Source organism: Paenibacillus sp. 7516, from assembly GCF_002272715.1.
GTDB classification, from domain to species: domain Bacteria; phylum Bacillota; class Bacilli; order Paenibacillales; family Paenibacillaceae; genus Paenibacillus; species Paenibacillus illinoisensis_A.
In genome coordinates this window covers 879,716-898,976 of the sequence record NZ_NPBI01000006.1, presented here as the reverse complement: position 1 = coordinate 898,976, position 19,261 = coordinate 879,716, and the positions used below count along the sequence as shown (strand labels likewise).

The following is a 19,261-nucleotide window of genomic DNA, read 5'->3' as shown; positions in this document are numbered from 1 at the left end:
GGCTGGAAATTCAATGAATATGAGATGCGCGGAGTTCCAGTTCGTCTCGAGATTGGTCCTCGCGACATGGAAAATGGTGTATGTGTGCTTGTGTCTCGGATCACAGGTGAGAAAAAAGTAGTAGAGCAGGCGAATCTGGTGGAAGAAATTCAGAATATGCTAACCCAGGTTCAATCTGATATGCTAGAACGTGCACGCACATTTATGTCGGACAACTTCTACTCTGTAGATACACTCGATGAGATGAAGGAATTGATGGAAAACAAACGTGGCTTTACGCTGGCCGGCTGGTGCGGCTCTGAAGCTTGCGAAGATAAAGTAAGAGAAGTAACAGGTGCAACAAGCCGGAACATTCCGTTCCAGCCTGCGGAAGAAAAGCATACGTGCCTGGCTTGTGGTGAAAAGGCGAAGAACACAGTAGTGTTTGCAAGAGCCTACTAGGTCTCATTAACATCAGGACTATTCACCGTATGAGTAAGTAATGGAAGGCTTCTGTCGGATAAAATGAGTCGGTGCGGGTTCGGATCGGGGACATTTTTGATTGCAGAAGCTTTTCATGTTTTAAGGGGGTACAAGGAGGAACACGATGAGTGGATTTGAGGAGAAACGAAAACGGTTTGAATTGTTGATGAAACAGGCAGAGCTACCTGCAGGTCTGACCGATCCCTATTTTCTGGACGGATGGATTGAACAGGTAGAGACGAATCGCAGCAACCGGGAATGGCACATCCTGATCAGTAAGGATACGTTGGTTCCTGCACCGATCTATCGTACGTTTAGCCTGCATATTCAGGAGAAAATGAATCATATCGCCAAAATTACATTTGGTTTTAAGTATACAGAGCAAGTGCAGCCAGGTGATATCGTCAGTGAATATTGGAATCTGTTTCTGGAATGGGTCACTCGCGAGATTCCATCCGTAAATGGATGGATGAACCGGACTACTTTTGAATGTGAAGCAGATTTGCTGCAATTGACCATGAGTGATTCTACATCGATGGAACTGGCGCGCAAGAAACAGATTGACCAGGCGATTGCAACATTCTATGAAAAGTATTTTCATCTCCCGCTCCGCATTAAACTACAGGTTGGCGAAGTGGGAAGCAATAAGGAAGCGATGGAGCAGTTCCAGGCTCAGAAGAAGGTTGAGGAGCGACAAGTCATTGAACAGATGATGAGCGAAGTAACCGAAATGGAAGCTCCGGAAGACGAAGATCAGGGCGATGTACGCTTGCAGATGGGCTATGAGATCAAAGAGCCAGCTGTACCGATGCAGGAAGTCCAGGATGAAGAGAAGAAAATTACGCTTCAGGGCTCGATCTTTGGTCTGGACCGCAAGGAGCTGCGGAATGGAAATACACTGTTCACCTTCTATCTGACTGACTTTACAGATTCAATGCAGATGAAGATGTTTGCGAAGACTAAAGAGGATGTTAAAATTCTGAGCCTTCTGGCCAATGGGAAATGGGTCAAGGTTCGCGGACGCGTAGAGTACGACCGGTTTATGCAAATTCCTGAACTGGCCATGATTCCTTCGGATCTGACCGAAATCAAAGCACCTCCATCACGAAAAGATACCGCACAGGAGAAACGGGTGGAATTCCATCTGCATTCGACCATGAGTACCATGGATGCTGTAACCTCCATTGATAAATACGTGAAAACTGCTGCGGAGTGGGGACACCAGGCAATTGCCGTCACCGATCACGGTGGAGTACAAGTCTATCCGGAGGCAGCCAAAGCAGCGAAGAAAAACGGCATCAAAATGATATACGGCCTAGAGGCCAATGTAGTGAATGATTCCGTTGCCGTTGTCTTGGCACCACAGCCAATTGATCTGAAAACAGCGACCTACATCGTATTCGATATCGAGACGACGGGTCTATCCGTTACACAGAACAAGATTATTGAGATTGCTGCGGTCAAAGTGCAAGAGGGCAAAGAGATCGACCGGTTTGCCACATTTGTAAACCCACATGAACGAATTCCGTACAACATTCAGCAATTGACCAACATTACGGATGAGATGGTCAAAGATGCACCGGAGCTTGAACCGGTCATTCGTGACTTTGTTGCGTTTGCAGGTGATGGCGTGCTGGTCGCGCACAATGCACGATTCGATATGGGCTTTATCCAGGCGTCCCTTAAAAATTTGGGCATGCCTGAGCTTCCAAACCCTGTGCTGGATACGTTGGAATTGGCACGGCTTTTGTATCCAAAAATGAAAAACCACCGACTCAACACACTGGCTGACAAATACAAAGTCGCACTGGAAAGCCATCACCGGGCCATTGATGATACGATTGCACTTGCTGGAATCCTGAATGGACTTGTGAATGATGCCGCCCAGTTAAAAGGCTTAACCATGCTGGACCGGTTGAACGATTACGTTGGGGTTGATCTGTCGAATACACGTCCATTCCACTGCGGGATTTACGCATTGAATGATGTTGGCAAGAAGAATTTGTACAAGCTGGTGTCCTTGTCTCATACAGAATACTTCAAGCGTGTCCCATGTATTCCGAAGTCCAAACTGGTCGGCTTGCGCGAAGGACTGGTCATTATATCCGGTTGTGAAAAAGGAGAGTTTTTCGAGGCAGTTCTGAATAAATCACTGGAAGAGGCCGAAGAAATCGCCGAGTTTTACGACATTTTGGAGATTCAACCCCTTACGATGTATATGCATCTAGTGGACAAGGGACTTGTGGCCACACCGGAGGAACTGAAACTTGCGGTTCGTAAAGTAGTTGATATCGGAGCCAAATTGAACAAGCCGGTTATTGCTACAGGCAATGTGCACTATTTGGAGCCGAGGGACAAAATCTATCGGGATATTACCATCCACGGAATTACCGGTTTCAGTCCGCTGAAAGACCAGCGAAAACCGGATGCCCATTTTAGAACCACAGCAGAAATGCTGGAGGAATTCCAGTTCCTGGGTCAGGACAAAGCCTACGAGGTTGTCGTCACGAATACGATAGAACTTGCTGATCGCTTTGAGGAAATCAAGCTGTTCCCGGACAAACTGTTTACGCCAATACTGGAAGGTGCGGACGAAGAAATTCGGAACACCTGCTACAATACGGCAAAGTCAATATATGGTGAAGACCTGCCTGAAGTCATAGTGGCACGTCTAGAGAAAGAGCTCCAGCCGATCATCAAATACGGTTTCTCCGCGAACTATCTGATTTCGGAGCGTCTGGTGAAAAAATCGAATCAGGATGGATATCTGGTAGGCTCCCGGGGATCGGTAGGTTCATCGGTTGTCGCTACATTCCTCGGTATATCGGAAGTTAATCCGCTGCCTGCGCACTATATCTGCGTAAATTCGGAGTGCAAGCACAGCGAATGGTTCCTGGACGGAAGTGTACCAAGTGGATTCGACCTTCCAGAGAAGGAATGTCCTGATTGCGGAGGCAGGCTGAAGGGAGAAGGGCAAGATATACCTTTTGAGACGTTCCTTGGCTTCAAGGGGGACAAGGTTCCCGATATCGACTTGAACTTTTCGGGTGATTACCAGCCACATGCTCACAACTACACGAAAGTACTCTTTAGTGAAAAAAGTGTGTTTCGGGCTGGGACCATCGGTACAGTTGCCGAGAAGACAGCCTTTGGTTTCGCCAAGAAATATGAGGAAGAGCATCATAAGAAATGGCGCGGAGCAGAATTGAATCGACTGGCTTCAGGTTGTACTGGGGTCAAGCGAAGCACGGGGCAGCATCCCGGGGGAATTGTCGTGGTGCCGGATTATATTGAAGTGGAAGATGTCACTCCTGTTCAATATCCTGCGGATGACGTTACTGCAGAGTGGAAAACAACGCACTTTGATTATCACGCCTTTGAAGAGAACTTGTTGAAACTGGATATCCTAGGACATGATGATCCGACTATGATGCGGATGCTGCAGGATCTGACCGGGGTCGATCCAACCACTATTCCGATGAATGATCCGAAAGTCATGAGCATGTTCAACTCTACGGAAGCACTGGGAGTAACTCCTGAACAGATCCGTTCACCTGTTGCAACCTTTGGTGTGCCGGAGATGGGGACGAAGTTTGTGCGTCAAATGCTTGTCGAATCCCAGCCGTCGTCTTTTGCCGATTTATTGCAGATTTCGGGGTTGTCCCACGGAACAGGGGTATGGCTTGGAAATGCACAAGAATTGATCAAGAACGGTACATGTAACATTAAAACGGTAATTGGTTGCCGGGATGATATCATGCTATTCCTCATCTATAAAGCGGGGATGGATGCAAGTCTGGCCTTTAAGATTACAGAGAGTGTTCGTAAAGGGCGGGGGTTGCCTCAGGAGTGGATTGATGAGATGAAAAACTGCAAAGTGCCACAATGGTACATTGACTCTTGTCTCAAAATCCAGTACATGTTCCCGAAGGCACACGCGGCCGCTTATGTCATTTCGGCAGTTCGTACTGCATTCTTCAAGCTGTATCATCCTATTGAATTCTACGCAACCTATTTTACAGTTCGTGCAGATGAGTTTGACATCGAGCTGGTGTGTCAGGGGTACGATGCGATCTATCGGAAAATTGTTGAAATTGAACAATTGGGTTTCCAGGCACCGCCAAAAGAAAAAAACATGCTTCCTGTGCTTGAGATGGCTCTGGAAATGGCAGCTCGTGGATTCTCACTCAAGCCGATTGATTTGTATCGTTCTGAAGCTACGAAGTTTATCGTAGACGGAAATGCACTGGTTCCTCCATTTTCTGCACTGGCGGGAATCGGCGATAATGCTGCACGTAATATTGCGGCGGCAAGAGATCATGGTGAGTTTCTGTCGATTGAAGATTTTCAGCAAAAATCGAAGGCAAGTAAAACGATTGTCGAACTATTGTCTGGCATGGGTTGTTTCCGGGGGCTGCCGGAAAGCAATCAATTATCCCTGTTTTAATGGAAGCTTAACCCGCCAAAAAAACGCCTGTCAGAGGGTTGCGTAATTTTTTCTTCATTAGTACGCAATTGACCTGAAAGATCGCTTACTTGTCACTATTACCAGACTATGTTATAATTTCTGAAGTGAACGAGATAGTACGAATTTCTGAAGAGTGGGGAAACCCACTCTTTAGTCTTTGGTATACAAGAATCTTGGGTATTACGAAATTGTCGGCTTAACATGTCGGCGTAACCTAAGTTGGAGGTTATCGGTTTTGAGCACAACGAAGATTAAATCTACCGTGGAAGAAATGATCCAACCCTACTTGAATGAACAAGGCTTCGAGCTGGTTGACATCGATTACGTCAAAGAAGGCAGCAACTGGTTTTTACGGGTGTATGTCGACAAAGAGGGTGGCATCGACATTGATGATTGTGTCTTGATCAGCGAACAGCTAAGCGCCAAGCTGGATGAGAACGATCCGATTCCAACCGTCTATTTCCTTGAAGTGTCTTCTCCGGGAGCTGAACGTCCACTGAAAAAAGCGGAGGATGTTGCAAAATCCGTAGGGAAAAATGTATTTGTTACTACCTACGAAGCAGTGAACGGAATGAAGGAGTTTGAAGGTAAATTGCTTTCCTTTGATAACGGGGAACTTGTGATCGAAGCAGGCAAGAAGCAGTACACGGTTCCTTATGATAAGGTTGCCAGTGCGCGCTTGGCCATTCTGTTTTAAGTGCCTTGTTCACTTTATTAATGAAAAAGACACATCTCACGATAACGGCAAGGTGCTCATGAGTTTTGAGCCTTTCGCCGTTTTACGTATGAGATGCCATGTTTGAAAGGGGGATCAACATTCATGAGTATGGATTTTATTGAAGCAATGAATGAATTGGAGCGGGAAAAAGGGATCAGCAAGGATGTGCTGTTTGAAGCGATTGAGGCGGCATTAATCTCCAGCTACAAACGTAATTTCAACACCGCTCAAAACGTGCGTGTTGATATGAACCGCAACACTGGAGTTATTCGTGTATATGCACGCAAATTAATCGTGGAGGAAGTCCTCGATTCACGCACTGAAATTTCTTTGCCTGCTGCACGTGAAATTAACCCACACTTCCAGCTGGAAGATATTGCGGAGATTGAGGTTACGCCGCGCGATTTCGGACGTATCGCCGCACAGACTGCCAAGCAGGTAGTGACCCAGCGGATTCGTGAAGCCGAACGCGGCCTGATCTACAACGCTTTCGTAGACAAGGAAGAGGATATCGTTACGGGAGTGGTGCAGCGTCAGGATTTGCGCAATATCTACATCGATCTGGGCAAAATCGAAGCGGCACTGCCGTTAACCGAATTGATGCCGAATGAAAAATTTGTTCATGGTGACCGTATTAAGGCATACATCACCAAGGTCGAGAATACGACCAAAGGGCCGCAAATCATTTTGTCCCGCACTCATCCGGGTCTATTGAAACGTCTCTTTGAACTGGAAGTTCCTGAAATCTTTGACGGAGTCGTTGAGATTCGCTCCGTTGCACGTGAAGCGGGCTTCCGCTCCAAAATTGCCGTCCATTCCCGCAATGAGGAAGTTGACCCGGTTGGATCATGTGTAGGCCCTAAAGGCATGCGCGTGCAGACCATTGTGGGTGAGCTGCGCGGTGAAAAGATTGACATCGTTCGTTACTCCGAACAGGTAGACGAATATGTGGCTAATGCATTGAGTCCTTCCAAAGTGTTGGAAGTTCAAGTGTTTGAAGAAGAGAAGATGGCCCGTGTCATCGTACCGGACTATCAACTGTCCCTCGCTATCGGCATCAAGGGCCAAAATGCCCGCCTGGCAGCGAAGCTGACCGGCTGGAAAATCGATATCAAGAGCGAGAGCCAGGCGGAACAGGAATTCGGCAGAGAAAAAGATTCTTCTTCAGAAATGCACCAAGATTCCGTCTCCGTCGATTAAAGTAAAGCACGGGGGGGCGCTAACGTATGAAACAGAAAAAAGTACCGCTGCGCAAATGTGTGGCGTGCCAAGAAATGATGCCCAAAAAGCAACTGATCCGTATCGTTAAAACGCCAGAGGATGAAGTGCTGATCGATTTGACTGGCAAAAAGTCCGGACGTGGCGCTTATTTATGCGGCAAGGAATCCTGTTTTAAACTTGCACTCAAAAACCGGTCTTTGGATCGGGCGTTGAAGGGCAAGGTTTCACCTGAAATTTACGAGCAATTGGCTGCTGATTTCGCTTCGGTTGAAGATGATTTCATCGCAGCGCAGGAGCGTGATCATGATGAATAACAAAGCATTGTCTTATCTGGGACTCTCCATGCGTGCAGGCAAACTGGTGACAGGTGAAGAAATCGTGCTCAAGGCGATCCGTTCTTCCGAAGCTAAGATGGTTATTGTTGCGGGTGACGCCTCGGCCAATACACAGAAGAAATTTCGCGACAAATGCGGAACCTACAAAGTTCCGCTAGTGATCGGATTTGACCGGGATAGTCTGGGTTCAAGTATCGGTAAAGAAACGCGGGTTGTTCTTGCGGTAACGGACCGTGGGTTTGCAAAAATGATCTCCAAGCAAGTCGGTATAATGTCGGAGGTGGAGTATATTGAGTAAACAGGAAAACAAGGATAAATTGCGAGTTTATGAATATGCGAAGTCCCTTAATATGAGTAGCAAAGAAATTATAACCATTCTTAAAAAACTGGATATTCCCGTAAACAATCATATGAGCGTCATGGAGAATGGTTCAGTGGGTAAGGTGGAACAATTTTTTAAAGATATAAAATCCACTGCCGCATCCAAACAGAGCAGCGAGGCTAAACCAGTCGCTACTTCGTCCGTGCGCAGTGAAAAAACAGTGGACAGCAACAAGCCGGCCGGCGGAGCGAACACGCCGAACAACAGTAATTCATCCGGTAGTCCCGTACAAACAAAAATACAACAGGAAAAGCAGGTAGGTATGAACAATAGACCAAATTCAAACAATAACAACGGCTCCCAAAGACCCAGCGGCCAAGATAGCCGCAACAGAACAAACTCTTCCCAAGGCTCCAGCCAGGGCGGACAATCAGGTAATCGTTCCAGACCTTCGCAAGGCGGACAAAGTAGTACAGCTTCACGTCCACAAGGCGGGCAAAGCAGCACAGCTTCACGTCCACAAGGTTCAGGACAACGGCCTAACAACAGTGGTGGCGGTCAAGTGAGAAGCGCTGGACCAAGCAACACTGGCAATGGTGGCAACCGTAGCGGAGGCCAAGGGCAGAATCAAGGTCAAGGTCAGCGCAGAGGTGGACAAGGAAATTCCGGTAATAACAACAACGGTAACCGTTCAAACAGTGGCGGCGGCGGACGTCGTTACGATGACAACCGTGGCGGTAACTTCCGCGGTAACCGTGGTGGCAAGAACAACCGTAACAGAAACCAGCAGCAGTACCAGCAACGCGAGAAAATTGATAACACACCTAAGAAAATCATCGTACGTGGTGATATGACTGTCGGTGAAACAGCGAAGCTGCTCCACAAAGATGCTTCCGAAGTTATCAAAAAACTCATTGGTATGGGTGTTATGGCTACAATTAATCAAGAGCTCGATATCGATACAATTCTTCTGCTCGCAGGTGAATTCGGTGTTGAGGTTGAAGTGAAAATTGTGCTTGAAGACGATCGTTTCGAAACTGTGGAAGAGAATGATGATCCTGCAGATCTGGAATCCCGTCCTCCAGTTGTAACGATTATGGGTCACGTTGACCATGGTAAAACAACACTGCTTGATGCCATTCGTTCCACGAATGTAACGGGCGGCGAAGCTGGCGGAATCACGCAGCATATCGGTGCCTATCAGGTAGAAATCAACAACAAAAAAATCACATTCCTGGATACTCCGGGTCACGAAGCGTTTACAGCGATGCGTGCTCGTGGTGCACAAGTAACGGATATTACCATCATCGTTGTTGCTGCGGATGACGGCGTTATGCCACAGACTGTCGAGGCCATTAACCACGCAAAAGCAGCGGGTCTTCCAATTATCGTTGCGGTGAACAAAATCGATAAGCCAGGTGCAGATCCGGACAAAGTAAAACAAGAACTGACCAACTATGAACTCGTTCCGGAAGAATGGGGCGGAGATACCATCTTTGTTAACGTTTCGGCGAAACAAAGAATGGGTCTTGAAGGTCTGTTGGAAATGATCCTGCTCGTTGCTGAAGTGAACGAGTACAAAGCGAACCCGGACAAACGTGCCCGTGGTACAGTGATTGAAGCCGAGCTGGACAAAGGACGCGGCCCAGTTGCCCGTATTTTGGTACAGCACGGTACGTTGAAAGTTGGAGATGCCTTTGTAGCAGGTAACTGCTTCGGTCGCGTTCGTGCAATGGTGAACGACAAAGGTCGCCGTCTGAAAGAAGCTGGACCTTCTACTCCTGTAGAAATTACAGGTTTGACTGAAGTTCCAGGTGCGGGAGATCCGTTCATGGTATTTGAGGATGAGCGTAAAGCTCGTTCAATCGCTGACAAACGTGCGATTACGCAACGTGAGTCCGATCTGGGTACCAACACACGTGTAACACTGGACGATCTGTTCCAACACATCAAAGATGGTGAAATCAAAGATCTGAATGTCATTATCAAAGGTGACGTTCAAGGTTCGGTTGAAGCATTGAAGGGTTCACTTGCAAAAATCGAGGTTGAAGGCGTGCGCGTGAAGATCATTCATAGCGGTGCTGGTGCAATTACTGAATCTGACATTATCTTGGCAGCAGCTTCCAATGCCATCGTGATCGGTTTCAACGTTCGTCCTGATAATCAGGCGAAAGTAACTGCAGATCAAGAGCAAGTAGACATTCGTCTTCACCGTGTCATCTATAGCGTAATCGAAGAGATTGAACAGGCGATGAAAGGAATGCTTGATCCGATCTACAAAGAAAATGTAATCGGTCATGCTGAAGTTCGCAGCACGTTCAAAATCAGTAAAGTGGGTACCATTGCAGGATGTATGGTTACCTCCGGCAAAATTACACGTTCAGCGGAAGCGCGCTTGATTCGTGATGGCATTGTTCTTTACGAAGGTAAGCTTGATTCACTGAAACGTTACAAAGATGATGCCAAAGAAGTAGCTCAAGGCTACGAATGTGGTATTACTCTTGATAACTATAACGATCTCAAAGAAGGCGACGTTATCGAAGCCTTTGTTATGGAGACGGTACAACGATAAGCAAGGAAGCATGAGGTGAACAACTATGGCCAAGATTCGTACAGGTAGAGTGGGCGAGCAGATCAAGAAAGAATTGAGTGTGCTCATCCAGTCCGAACTGAAAGATCCACGTATCGGCTTCATTACCGTAACAGGTGTCGACGTGACTAACGACTTGTCGCAAGCCAAAGTTTATCTGAGTGTCTTCGGTGAACAGGAGCAAAAGGATAACTCGCTTAAAGCACTCGAGAAAGCAAATGGATTTTTGCGTTCCGAGCTGGGCAAGCGAATTAGACTTCGCCATGTACCTGAATTGATATTCAAGATCGACGAATCGATCGCTTATGGCAGCCGTATTGAGAAGCTGCTTGGCGACATCGGTACCGACAAGAACGAATCCCAGTAACAGCATAAAGGAGACGGCAATGCACACTTATGAACAGGCGCTTCAGGCAGGAATGCAATTCCTGCTGGAGCATGATGATTACCTGGTCGTGTCGCATGTACAGCCGGACGGTGACGCAGTCAGCTCGACGGTAACAGTGGGCTGGCTGCTGTCATGTCTGGGGAAGACATTCACGATGATCAATGAAGGTGAGATCCCGCAGCGGATGCGTTTTTTGTGGGGCGCAGACGAAATCGTGAACATGACCGAACAACCACCGCAGCGTAAATATAAAGCAGTGATTTGTGTAGACTGTGCAGACTTTGCAAGAGTGGGCCTAACTCGCCATTATTTCGAAGAAGATGCTGTTATTCTAAATATTGATCACCATCCCACCAATGATGCTTATGGAACGGTTAATATCATTAAGCCGGATGCAGCAGCTACTGCAGAGATCCTGTTTGATTTTGTAAACTTGTTCCCGGTGACGTTGAATCAAGATGCTGCAACGGCTCTCTATACAGGGTTGCTTACAGATACAGGCGGATTCCGGTACGCGAATACCAGTCCAAATGTAATGTCAACAGCATCCAAATTGCTTGAGCATGGTGTAAATGGACCGTATCTTGCGCAAATTTTGCTTGAACAGGTTACGCTTCCCCAAGTTCGGATATTGAATCAGGCGCTTTCAAGTCTGCAGATGACAGAGGATGGAAAAATTGCCTGGGTGGTTATTACGCCCGAAGATATGATTGCTTGTGGAGCGGCCAATGAGGATCTCGAAGGCGTTGTAAACTATCCCCGTAATATTCAAGGTGTAGAAGTTGGGATTTTTTTCAAAGTCATCAACAATAACGCGGTAAAAGTGTCTCTTCGGTCGGCAGGTAAAGTCGATGTTGCTGCGCTTGCACAGACATTTGGCGGAGGAGGCCACGTACTGGCTGCCGGGTGTCGTGTGGAAGGTGAGTTGGAAGAGATTGTAGCCAAAGTGCTGAAGCAGGTGAATGCGCAATGGTGAAACCGCTTGAAGGAATTTTGCCTGTATACAAGCCGGCAGGATTCACCTCGCATGATGTTGTAGCCAAAATGCGACGGATTCTGAAAATGAAGCGTATTGGACACACCGGAACGTTGGACCCACAAGTTACAGGTGTACTTCCGCTGTGCCTCGGACGGGCCACACGGGTAGTCGAATACATGCAGGAACTTCCGAAAGAGTACTTGGCAACACTACGATTGGGCCTGTCTACGGACACGGAGGATCTGACAGGTGCGGTTATTGAACGTACGGAAGAACCAGTCCAAGTTACCGAGGAACAGGTGCTTGAGGTCCTGAATCAGTTTAAGGGTACGATTTCTCAGGTTCCACCCATGTATTCTGCGGTAAAAGTCGACGGTAAACGTTTGTATGAGCTTGCACGTGAAGGCAAAACAGTGGAGCGGAAAAGCCGTGAGGTTACGATTTACGAGATTGAACTGACCGGAATCGAAACGAATGGCGACACGACAGATATTTCCTTCCGGGCATTGTGTTCCAAAGGGACATATATTCGAACATTGTGCGTGGATATCGGCCGAGAACTGGGATACCCATCTACCATGGTACAGCTTGAGCGTACCATCTCTGCAGGAATCACAGCGGATCGGTGCTTGCGATTTGAGGATGTGGAACAGCACATGGCTGCAGGTACGCTGGCTGAAGTGCTGATTTCGGTAGATGATGCCGTTGACTACATGCCTGCCCATAAAGTTCTAGAGGACAACACCAAAGGCGCTCTCCAAGGTCAGAAATTGTCTGCACGTTTATTGGAGCCGCCCGTGGAACAGCCTGGACTTTTGCGGTTATATGCTCAGGATGGCACATTTCTCGGTATTTTCGAACGGGATGAACATAAACCAACAGTTCGAGCGGTTAAGGTATTTTTACCGGAATAAAGAGGCCTTGAGTTTAGGTTCATGTGATGTTAAGCTCGGTCTATCAAGTGAAATGCAGGTGAATGATTGTATGAAAACCGTAATGCTAACGTATCCGCAAACATTAACTTCCGATGAATTGCGTAGACAACCCCAGGTGCTGGCCATTGGCCAATTTGACGGATTGCATCTCGGACATGCAAGCGTCATTCTGTCAGCTGTCCGCATTGCTCGTGAAAAGGGCATGCAGTCAGCGGTGATGACCTTCCATCCGCACCCGAAGGAAGTCATGCGCAAAGGTGATTACGAAGGTTACTTGACGCCCCTGAGAGATAAGGAAGATATCTTGGCAGAGATGGGCGTTGATGTGTTATATGTTGTGGAATTTAATGAAGAATTTTCACAGTTGACGCCGGAGCAGTTTGTACATGATCTGCTGATTCCGCTTCAGACACGAACGGCGGTCGTTGGTTTTGACTTCCGTTTTGGTCACAAGGGGGCGGGTGATGAGCAGATGCTTCGTTCGCTGGGCAGCAATGAGATGACTGTGGAAACTGTACCTCCATTCCTGCTTAATGGTGAGAAGGTCAGCAGTTCTTTAATTCGTGGTTTGCTTAAACGTGGAGAAATGGATGAAGCGAGTCAGTGGCTTGGACGTCCATACAGTATTAGAGGCACGGTTATCCACGGAGAGAAACGCGGCCGGACCATTGGTTTCCCAACTGCCAATCTCGAATTGACAGACCATTATGTGGCACCTGCGAAAGGTGTGTATGCTGTACGCGTATATCATGGGGAGCAGTCGTTGCGAGGGGTAATGAACCTCGGTGTGAAGCCTACATTCCACGATAGCGGTATGAAGCCTACATTTGAAGTACATGTGCTTGATTTTGAAGGGCATCTCTATGACGAGGAACTGAAGGTTGAACTGGTTCACTATATTCGGGAAGAACGCAAGTTTGACTCCATCGACGCTCTGATCAGCCAGATTCGGGAAGATGCCTTGACTGCGGCAAGACTCTTAGGTTGAAATTTTGAGTAAAATGTATGTTTACATTTACTTTGGTTAGGCAACTATGATATAATGTACTACGTTGTCGTTTTGGACAACAGACAACCTTGGCTTGGTTGCACGCTCTCACCGGCGGTAACGAGGCTAATGGCGATTATAATGAAGGAGGTGAATAGGATGGCATTGACTCAAGAACGTAAACAACAACTGATCGACGAGCACAAAACTCATGAGTCCGATACTGGATCACCTGAGGTGCAAGTTGCTATCCTTACGGAAAACATCAGAAGTTTGACAGACCACTTGCGTACGCATAAGAAAGACCACCACTCACGTCGTGGACTTTTGAAAATGGTAGGTCAACGTCGTAAGCTTTTGGCTTACGTGAAAAACAAAGATGTTAAACGTTACAGCGCATTGATCGAGAAACTCGGATTGCGTCGTTAATTATCGTACATGTTTTCAAAACCAACCTGGCTGTTTTCCGTCGTTCCTCTGTATTGAGGACAAGCGGAGTTTACAGCCGGGTTGTTTTGTAGATGAACATGTTGCCATATATTTGTAGATGACAGCTCCGCAAGGAGCTTTTGTTTTGCAAGTTAATGAATGCAGGACAAGCAGGAAATACTGAGAAAATGCAGAATCCATTGTGTTAGGAACGATTAGAAGGAGGGATTTCATGGAAAAGCGTGTTGAAATGCAGCTTGGTGGAAGAACGCTTGTGCTTGAAACAGGACGTTTGGCTAAACAGGCAAATGCTGCTGTTAAAGTAACATACGGAGATACGGTTGTTTTGTGTACTGTTACAGCCTCAAGCGAACCGAAAGATCTGGACTTTTTCCCACTCACGGTGAACTATGAGGAAAGATTGTATGCTGTAGGTAAAATTCCAGGCGGATTCATTAAACGGGAGGGAAGACCAAGCGAGAAAGCCATTCTTGCCAGTCGTCTGACAGACCGTCCAATTCGTCCATTGTTCCCTGAAGGTTTCCGTAATGATGTACAAGTTCTTAACATCGTTATGAGTGTTGATCAGGACTGTGAACCACAGATTGCTGCCATGATCGGTACATCGGCTGCACTAAGCATTTCGGACGTACCATTCAACGGGCCAATCGGTGGCGTAAAAGTTGGACGTATTGATGGCGAATTCATCATCAACCCAACCATTGCACAGCTTGAAGTCAGTGAAATTGAACTCGTTGTTGCAGGAACCAAAGATGCCATCATGATGGTAGAGGCAGAAGCAAACGAAGTTCCGGAAGAAGTCATGCTTGAAGCCATCATGTTCGGACATGATGAAATCAAAAACATTGTTGCTGTCATTGAAGAACTGGTTCAAGTGGCCGGCAAAGAAAAAATGGCTGTAAAACTGCACGCTGTAAATGCTGAAGTGAACAGTGCTGTACGTGAATATGCGAGTGCTCGCTTGGTAGAAGCAGTTAAAATCGCTGAGAAGCATGCTCGTCAAGATGCGATTGATGCAGTGAATGACGAAACCGTTGCTCATTTTGAAGAGCAATACATCGAGACTCCTGAACTGCTCAAAGACGTGAAGGAAGTGCTGCACGACATCGTCAAAGAAGAAGTGCGCCGCTTGATCACACATGATAAGGTTCGTCCGGACGGACGCGGACTTGCTGAGATTCGTCCAATTGAGTGTGATACATCTTTGCTGCCGCGCACACATGGTTCCGGTTTGTTCACACGTGGTCAAACACAAGCACTTAGCATTTGTACGTTGGGTGCATTGGGTGATGTTCAGATTCTGGACGGAATCAGCTTGGAAGAAACCAAACGCTTCATGCATCATTACAACTTCCCGCCATTCAGCGTGGGTGAAGCTCGTCCTTTGCGTGCTCCAGGCCGTCGTGAGATTGGACATGGTGCATTGGGTGAACGTGCTCTTGCTAAAGTTATTCCTTCGGAGACGGACTTCCCGTACACCATTCGTCTGGTATCAGAAGTATTGGAATCAAACGGATCAACTTCACAAGCAAGTATCTGCGCAAGTACGCTTGCCATGATGGATGCTGGTGTACCAATTAAAGCTCCGGTTGCAGGGGTAGCTATGGGTCTGATCAAAGATGGAGAGCATGTATCCATTCTTAGTGATATTCAAGGTATGGAAGATCACCTGGGTGACATGGACTTCAAAGTAGCAGGAACACCTGAAGGTGTGACAGCGATCCAGATGGATATTAAAATTGATGGTATTGATCGTCAAATTTTATCCGAAGCTTTGGCTCAAGCTAAAGAAGGCCGTATGCATATCCTGGGCAAAATGACTGAAGTCATGAAAACACCGCGTGAGCAGCTGTCTCAATATGCGCCTAAGATTACGACTATGCATATTAATCCGGATAAAATCCGTGATGTTATCGGTGCTGGTGGTAAAATTATCAATAAAATCATCGAGGAAACTGGTGTTAAAATTGATATTGAACAGGACGGACGGGTATTTATCGCTTCTTCCAATCAGGACATGAACGATAAGGCAAAATCGATTATCGAAGGAATCGTACGTGAAGTGCTGGTCGGCGAGATTTATGTCGGCAAAGTAAAACGTGTTGAGAAATTCGGTGCATTTGTCGAAGTTCTGCCAAACAAAGAGGGTCTGGTTCACATCTCACAACTGTCAACAGAGCGTGTTGCCAAAGTAGAAGATGTTGTAGCCATAGGTGATTCCATTACCGTTAAAGTAACGGAAATTGACCAACAAGGTCGCATCAACTTGTCCCGCAAAGCAGTATTGACGGCTGAAGCTCCGGCGCAGTCCTAAGCTCTGCCTTACTTTTTACAGATCCATTGAATGAAGAGACAGAATGTGATTTCTGGCTCTTTTTTTAACGCCTAAAATCGGAAACGTTAATACGTTTCAAAAGACTGCCTGAATTTGTTCATATTCTTGCCCTTGTCCTCATATGATGGGGACAAAGACGGCGGGAGGATGGAACTGTGAAAAACCAATCTAAAAAGCTGGTTGCAGTTCTGGCGGGTGTGGCGGCTGTCATACTGGTCGGACAAGTAGGCAGTGTACGTACATACATTACGGAGATTCGGGATGGCCCGGGGACACAAAATGCATTTGATATGTTTCAAGAGGCGACTGGAGAGGATGCCCTGTTGTCGGCGATCCGGGATAAAGCGGCCGAAACAAAAGTAGCTCCGGTCGACGCCAAAGTGGACAGGGTATGGAAGGCGATACCGGGATATAACGGCTTGGAGATTGATGTGGAGGCCACGTATCGCAAAGCACTGGGTGGTAACCTCAATACCAAAATTGCATATGTTTATCGTCAGGTTGAACCAGAAATCCAGCTCAAGGATCTTGGGGCTCACCCGGTATACCGGGGGAATCCGGCAAAGCCGATGGTTTCGTTTATGATTAATGTGGCTTGGGGGAATGAGTATATCATCTCGATGCTTGACACGCTCGATGCCGAGAAGGTGAAGGCGACCTTTTTTCTGGATGGAAGCTGGTTAAAGAAAAATGCCGAACTCGCCAAAGAGATTCAGAAACGAGGTCATGAACTGTCCAACCATGCGTATTCTCATCCGAACATGAGTCGATTGAGCGCAGAACGGGCCAGACTTGAGATAAGCAAGACAGAGGATCTGCTCAAGGAGACGCTAGGGGTGGAAAACCGCTGGTTTGCTCCCCCGTCAGGTGACTTTAATCAGAAAACCGTAGACATTGCCTCAAGCATGGGGTTGCAAACGGTCCTCTGGACACTGGACACCGTCGATTGGAGAAAGCCAAGTTCAGCTTCAATTGTAAATAAAATTGGGGCTAAAGTGGAAGCGGGTACGTTAATTTTGATGCATCCCACTGCATCCTCGTCAGGAGCACTGAAAGGCATGATTGATTCAATTCGTGCGAAAGGCCTCGTTCTTGGTACTGTGAGTGAGACGTTATCTTCGGAACGCATAAAAGCTCCAGCGGTTGAGTGAGCGGCGTTTTTTTGTTAATATCAAACAGTTGGAACCAAATGTCGATTTCATTTTTTTGAGATCAGGGCAATTATAGAGATGTAGGAGGGCCAACCGTGAAAAAAATTCAGCTGGGCAATGGCCTCAGGGTAGTCATGGAACAGATTCCGACCTGTCGTTCCGTGTCTTTTGGTATATGGGTCAAGACAGGATCGCGCAACGAGCAGCCTGTTAACAATGGAGTATCACATTTTATTGAGCACATGTTGTTCAAGGGAACGGATCGTTACGATGCCAAGGCAATTGCGGAACAGTTTGATGCTATCGGTGGTAACGTGAACGCGTTCACTTCAAAAGAATACACATGTTATTATGCTAAAGTATTGGATGAGCATCTGCCTATCGCTGTAGATGTATTGTCGGACATGTTTTTCCGTTCCAAAATGGATGATGGCGAGCTCATCAAAGAGAAAAACGTCATCCTGGAAGAGATTTCAATGTATGAGGATACACCGGATGATATGGTACATGATCTGATGGCTACGGCGGCTTATGGAGAGCATCCACTGGCTTACCCGATTTTGGGTACGGAGGAACGGCTCAAGGCGATGGATTCTAACGATCTGCGTGCTTATATGAAAGAGCACTACACCATTGAGAACACAGTGATTAGTATTGCAGGTAATATTGATGACAGTGTAATTGAGTTGATGGAAAAACACTTTGGATCATTTGACGTTCATGGTGCGGCAGAACAGATTACTGTCCCCAAATTCCAGAGCGGGCAGCTCTTTCACAAAAAGAAAACGGAGCAGAACCACATCTGTATTTCGTTCCCGGGCTGCAAAATTGGAGACCCACTGCAGTTTGCCATGGTAGTATTGAACAATGCTATTGGTGGCGGCATGAGTTCCAGACTGTTCCAGGAAATTCGTGAAAAACGCGGACTGGCATACTCCGTATATTCCTATCACAGTTCACATGCGGACAGCGGTCTATTCACGATATATGCAGGTACTGCACCAAAACAAACAAAAGAAGTGTTGGACCTGACCAAAGAGGTTCTGCAGGATCTTGCAGTTAACGGTCTGACGGAAGATGAACTACGCAAAGGAAAAGAACAGCTGAAGGGAAGTCTGATTCTCAGTTTGGAAAGCACGGGAAGCCGGATGAATCGTTTGGGTAAAAACGAACTGATGCTGGGCAGACACCATACGCTGGATGAAATGATCGCCAAAATTGAACAAGTAACGATGGAAGATATCGATGCTGTACTTGACCTGATGTTCGCGGAGCCATTTGCGCTTGCTATGGTCGGTGCCTCTGATCGCACCATTGCTGGATTAAGAAGGGATGATTTTGTTGCATTACGTTCAAATTCAAAAGTTACCGGGCAATGAAGATATTAAACTGCCACAAAAAATGTCGGAGCTTGCATCAGGCTTTGATGTAGTTGCTGCGCTTCAGGAGGACGTTGTATTGCAGCCGGGACAGCGCACGCTGATTCCGACTGGTCTGGCTATGGCTATGCCTGCGGGCCTTGAAGCACAGATTCGTCCACGCAGTGGCCTGGCGTTCAAACACGGCATTACCTGTTTAAACACACCGGGTACCATCGATGCAGATTACCGGGGTGAGGTTAAAGTGCTTTTGATTAATCTGGGTCAGGAGCCTTTCACGATTGTACGGGGTGAACGCATTGCCCAGATCGTGTTTCAGACTGTGCCTGCTGTTGAACTAACCGAAGTGAGCGAACTTTCGGAAACGGTTCGCGGCGAAGGTGGATTCGGTCATACCGGAAAATAATAAATGGCTACGAATGATGAAGGGCCTTCCCATGCGGGAAGGCCTTTTTTGCTTGGAGAAGAGATAGGAAATGTTTTCACCCCCCTGTGGGCCCCTGCATACGATAAGGCATACATGTGGTGAAAGGAGTGACG

16 protein-coding genes are annotated in these 19,261 nt (G+C 47.0%); all 16 read left to right on the top strand.

The window, feature by feature from the left end; translation table 11 throughout:
* A partial coding sequence (locus tag CHI14_RS07365; protein ID WP_249281031.1) for a His/Gly/Thr/Pro-type tRNA ligase C-terminal domain-containing protein occupies positions 1-441 on the top strand: 441 nt, incomplete at its 5' end.
* A gap of 145 nt (positions 442-586) precedes the next feature.
* Positions 587-4,909, top strand: a complete 4,323-nt coding sequence (locus CHI14_RS07360; protein ID WP_095287725.1) for a PolC-type DNA polymerase III — start codon at positions 587-589, stop codon at positions 4,907-4,909.
* Positions 4,910-5,165: 256 nt separating this feature from the next.
* On the top strand, positions 5,166-5,627 hold the full coding sequence (rimP, locus tag CHI14_RS07355) for a ribosome maturation factor RimP (RefSeq protein WP_095287724.1): 462 nt from the start codon (positions 5,166-5,168) through the stop codon (positions 5,625-5,627).
* Between the two features lie 123 nt (positions 5,628-5,750).
* A complete protein-coding gene (nusA, locus tag CHI14_RS07350) occupies positions 5,751-6,848 on the top strand; it encodes a transcription termination factor NusA (RefSeq protein ID WP_095287723.1) in 1,098 nt (365 codons plus the stop codon).
* Positions 6,849-6,874: 26 nt separating this feature from the next.
* Positions 6,875-7,183 carry an RNase P modulator RnpM gene (gene rnpM, locus CHI14_RS07345; RefSeq protein ID WP_095287722.1) on the top strand — a complete coding sequence of 103 codons (309 nt, stop codon included), beginning with the start codon at positions 6,875-6,877 and terminating at the stop codon, positions 7,181-7,183.
* On the top strand, positions 7,173-7,502 hold the full coding sequence (locus tag CHI14_RS07340; RefSeq protein ID WP_170948040.1) for a L7Ae/L30e/S12e/Gadd45 family ribosomal protein: 330 nt from the start codon (positions 7,173-7,175) through the stop codon (positions 7,500-7,502). Before rnpM ends, CHI14_RS07340 begins: the two co-directional genes overlap by 11 nt.
* The gene (infB, locus tag CHI14_RS07335; protein ID WP_095287720.1) at positions 7,495-10,098 is read left to right on the top strand and encodes a translation initiation factor IF-2; all 2,604 of its coding nucleotides are present in this window, start codon (positions 7,495-7,497) and stop codon (positions 10,096-10,098) included. The genes CHI14_RS07340 and infB overlap by 8 nt, the downstream gene beginning before the upstream one ends.
* Before the next feature lie 25 nt (positions 10,099-10,123).
* A complete protein-coding gene (gene rbfA / locus CHI14_RS07330; RefSeq protein ID WP_095287719.1) occupies positions 10,124-10,483 on the top strand; it encodes a 30S ribosome-binding factor RbfA in 360 nt (119 codons plus the stop codon).
* A 19-nt stretch (positions 10,484-10,502) separates the two neighbouring features.
* Positions 10,503-11,480 carry a DHH family phosphoesterase gene (locus CHI14_RS07325; protein ID WP_095287718.1) on the top strand — a complete coding sequence of 326 codons (978 nt, stop codon included), beginning with the start codon at positions 10,503-10,505 and terminating at the stop codon, positions 11,478-11,480.
* Positions 11,474-12,397: a tRNA pseudouridine(55) synthase TruB gene (gene truB, locus CHI14_RS07320; RefSeq protein WP_095287717.1), complete on the top strand. Its 924-nt coding sequence runs from the start codon at positions 11,474-11,476 to the stop codon at positions 12,395-12,397. The genes CHI14_RS07325 and truB overlap by 7 nt, the downstream gene beginning before the upstream one ends.
* 70 nt (positions 12,398-12,467) lie before the next feature.
* The gene (locus tag CHI14_RS07315; protein WP_095287716.1) at positions 12,468-13,406 is read left to right on the top strand and encodes a bifunctional riboflavin kinase/FAD synthetase; all 939 of its coding nucleotides are present in this window, start codon (positions 12,468-12,470) and stop codon (positions 13,404-13,406) included.
* 159 nt (positions 13,407-13,565) lie between these two features.
* Positions 13,566-13,835, top strand: a complete 270-nt coding sequence (rpsO, locus tag CHI14_RS07310; RefSeq protein WP_056700672.1) for a 30S ribosomal protein S15 — start codon at positions 13,566-13,568, stop codon at positions 13,833-13,835.
* A 232-nt stretch (positions 13,836-14,067) separates the two neighbouring features.
* The gene (gene pnp, locus CHI14_RS07305) at positions 14,068-16,170 is read left to right on the top strand and encodes a polyribonucleotide nucleotidyltransferase (RefSeq protein ID WP_095287715.1); all 2,103 of its coding nucleotides are present in this window, start codon (positions 14,068-14,070) and stop codon (positions 16,168-16,170) included.
* Between the two features lie 176 nt (positions 16,171-16,346).
* Entirely contained in the window at positions 16,347-17,342 is a 996-nt protein-coding gene (locus tag CHI14_RS07300; RefSeq protein ID WP_095287714.1) for a polysaccharide deacetylase family protein, read from the top strand.
* A 95-nt stretch (positions 17,343-17,437) separates the two neighbouring features.
* On the top strand, positions 17,438-18,721 hold the full coding sequence (locus CHI14_RS07295; protein WP_095287713.1) for a M16 family metallopeptidase: 1,284 nt from the start codon (positions 17,438-17,440) through the stop codon (positions 18,719-18,721).
* A complete protein-coding gene (dut, locus tag CHI14_RS07290) occupies positions 18,681-19,127 on the top strand; it encodes a dUTP diphosphatase (protein ID WP_170948039.1) in 447 nt (148 codons plus the stop codon). The genes CHI14_RS07295 and dut overlap by 41 nt, the downstream gene beginning before the upstream one ends.
* Positions 19,128-19,261 lie beyond the last annotated feature (134 nt).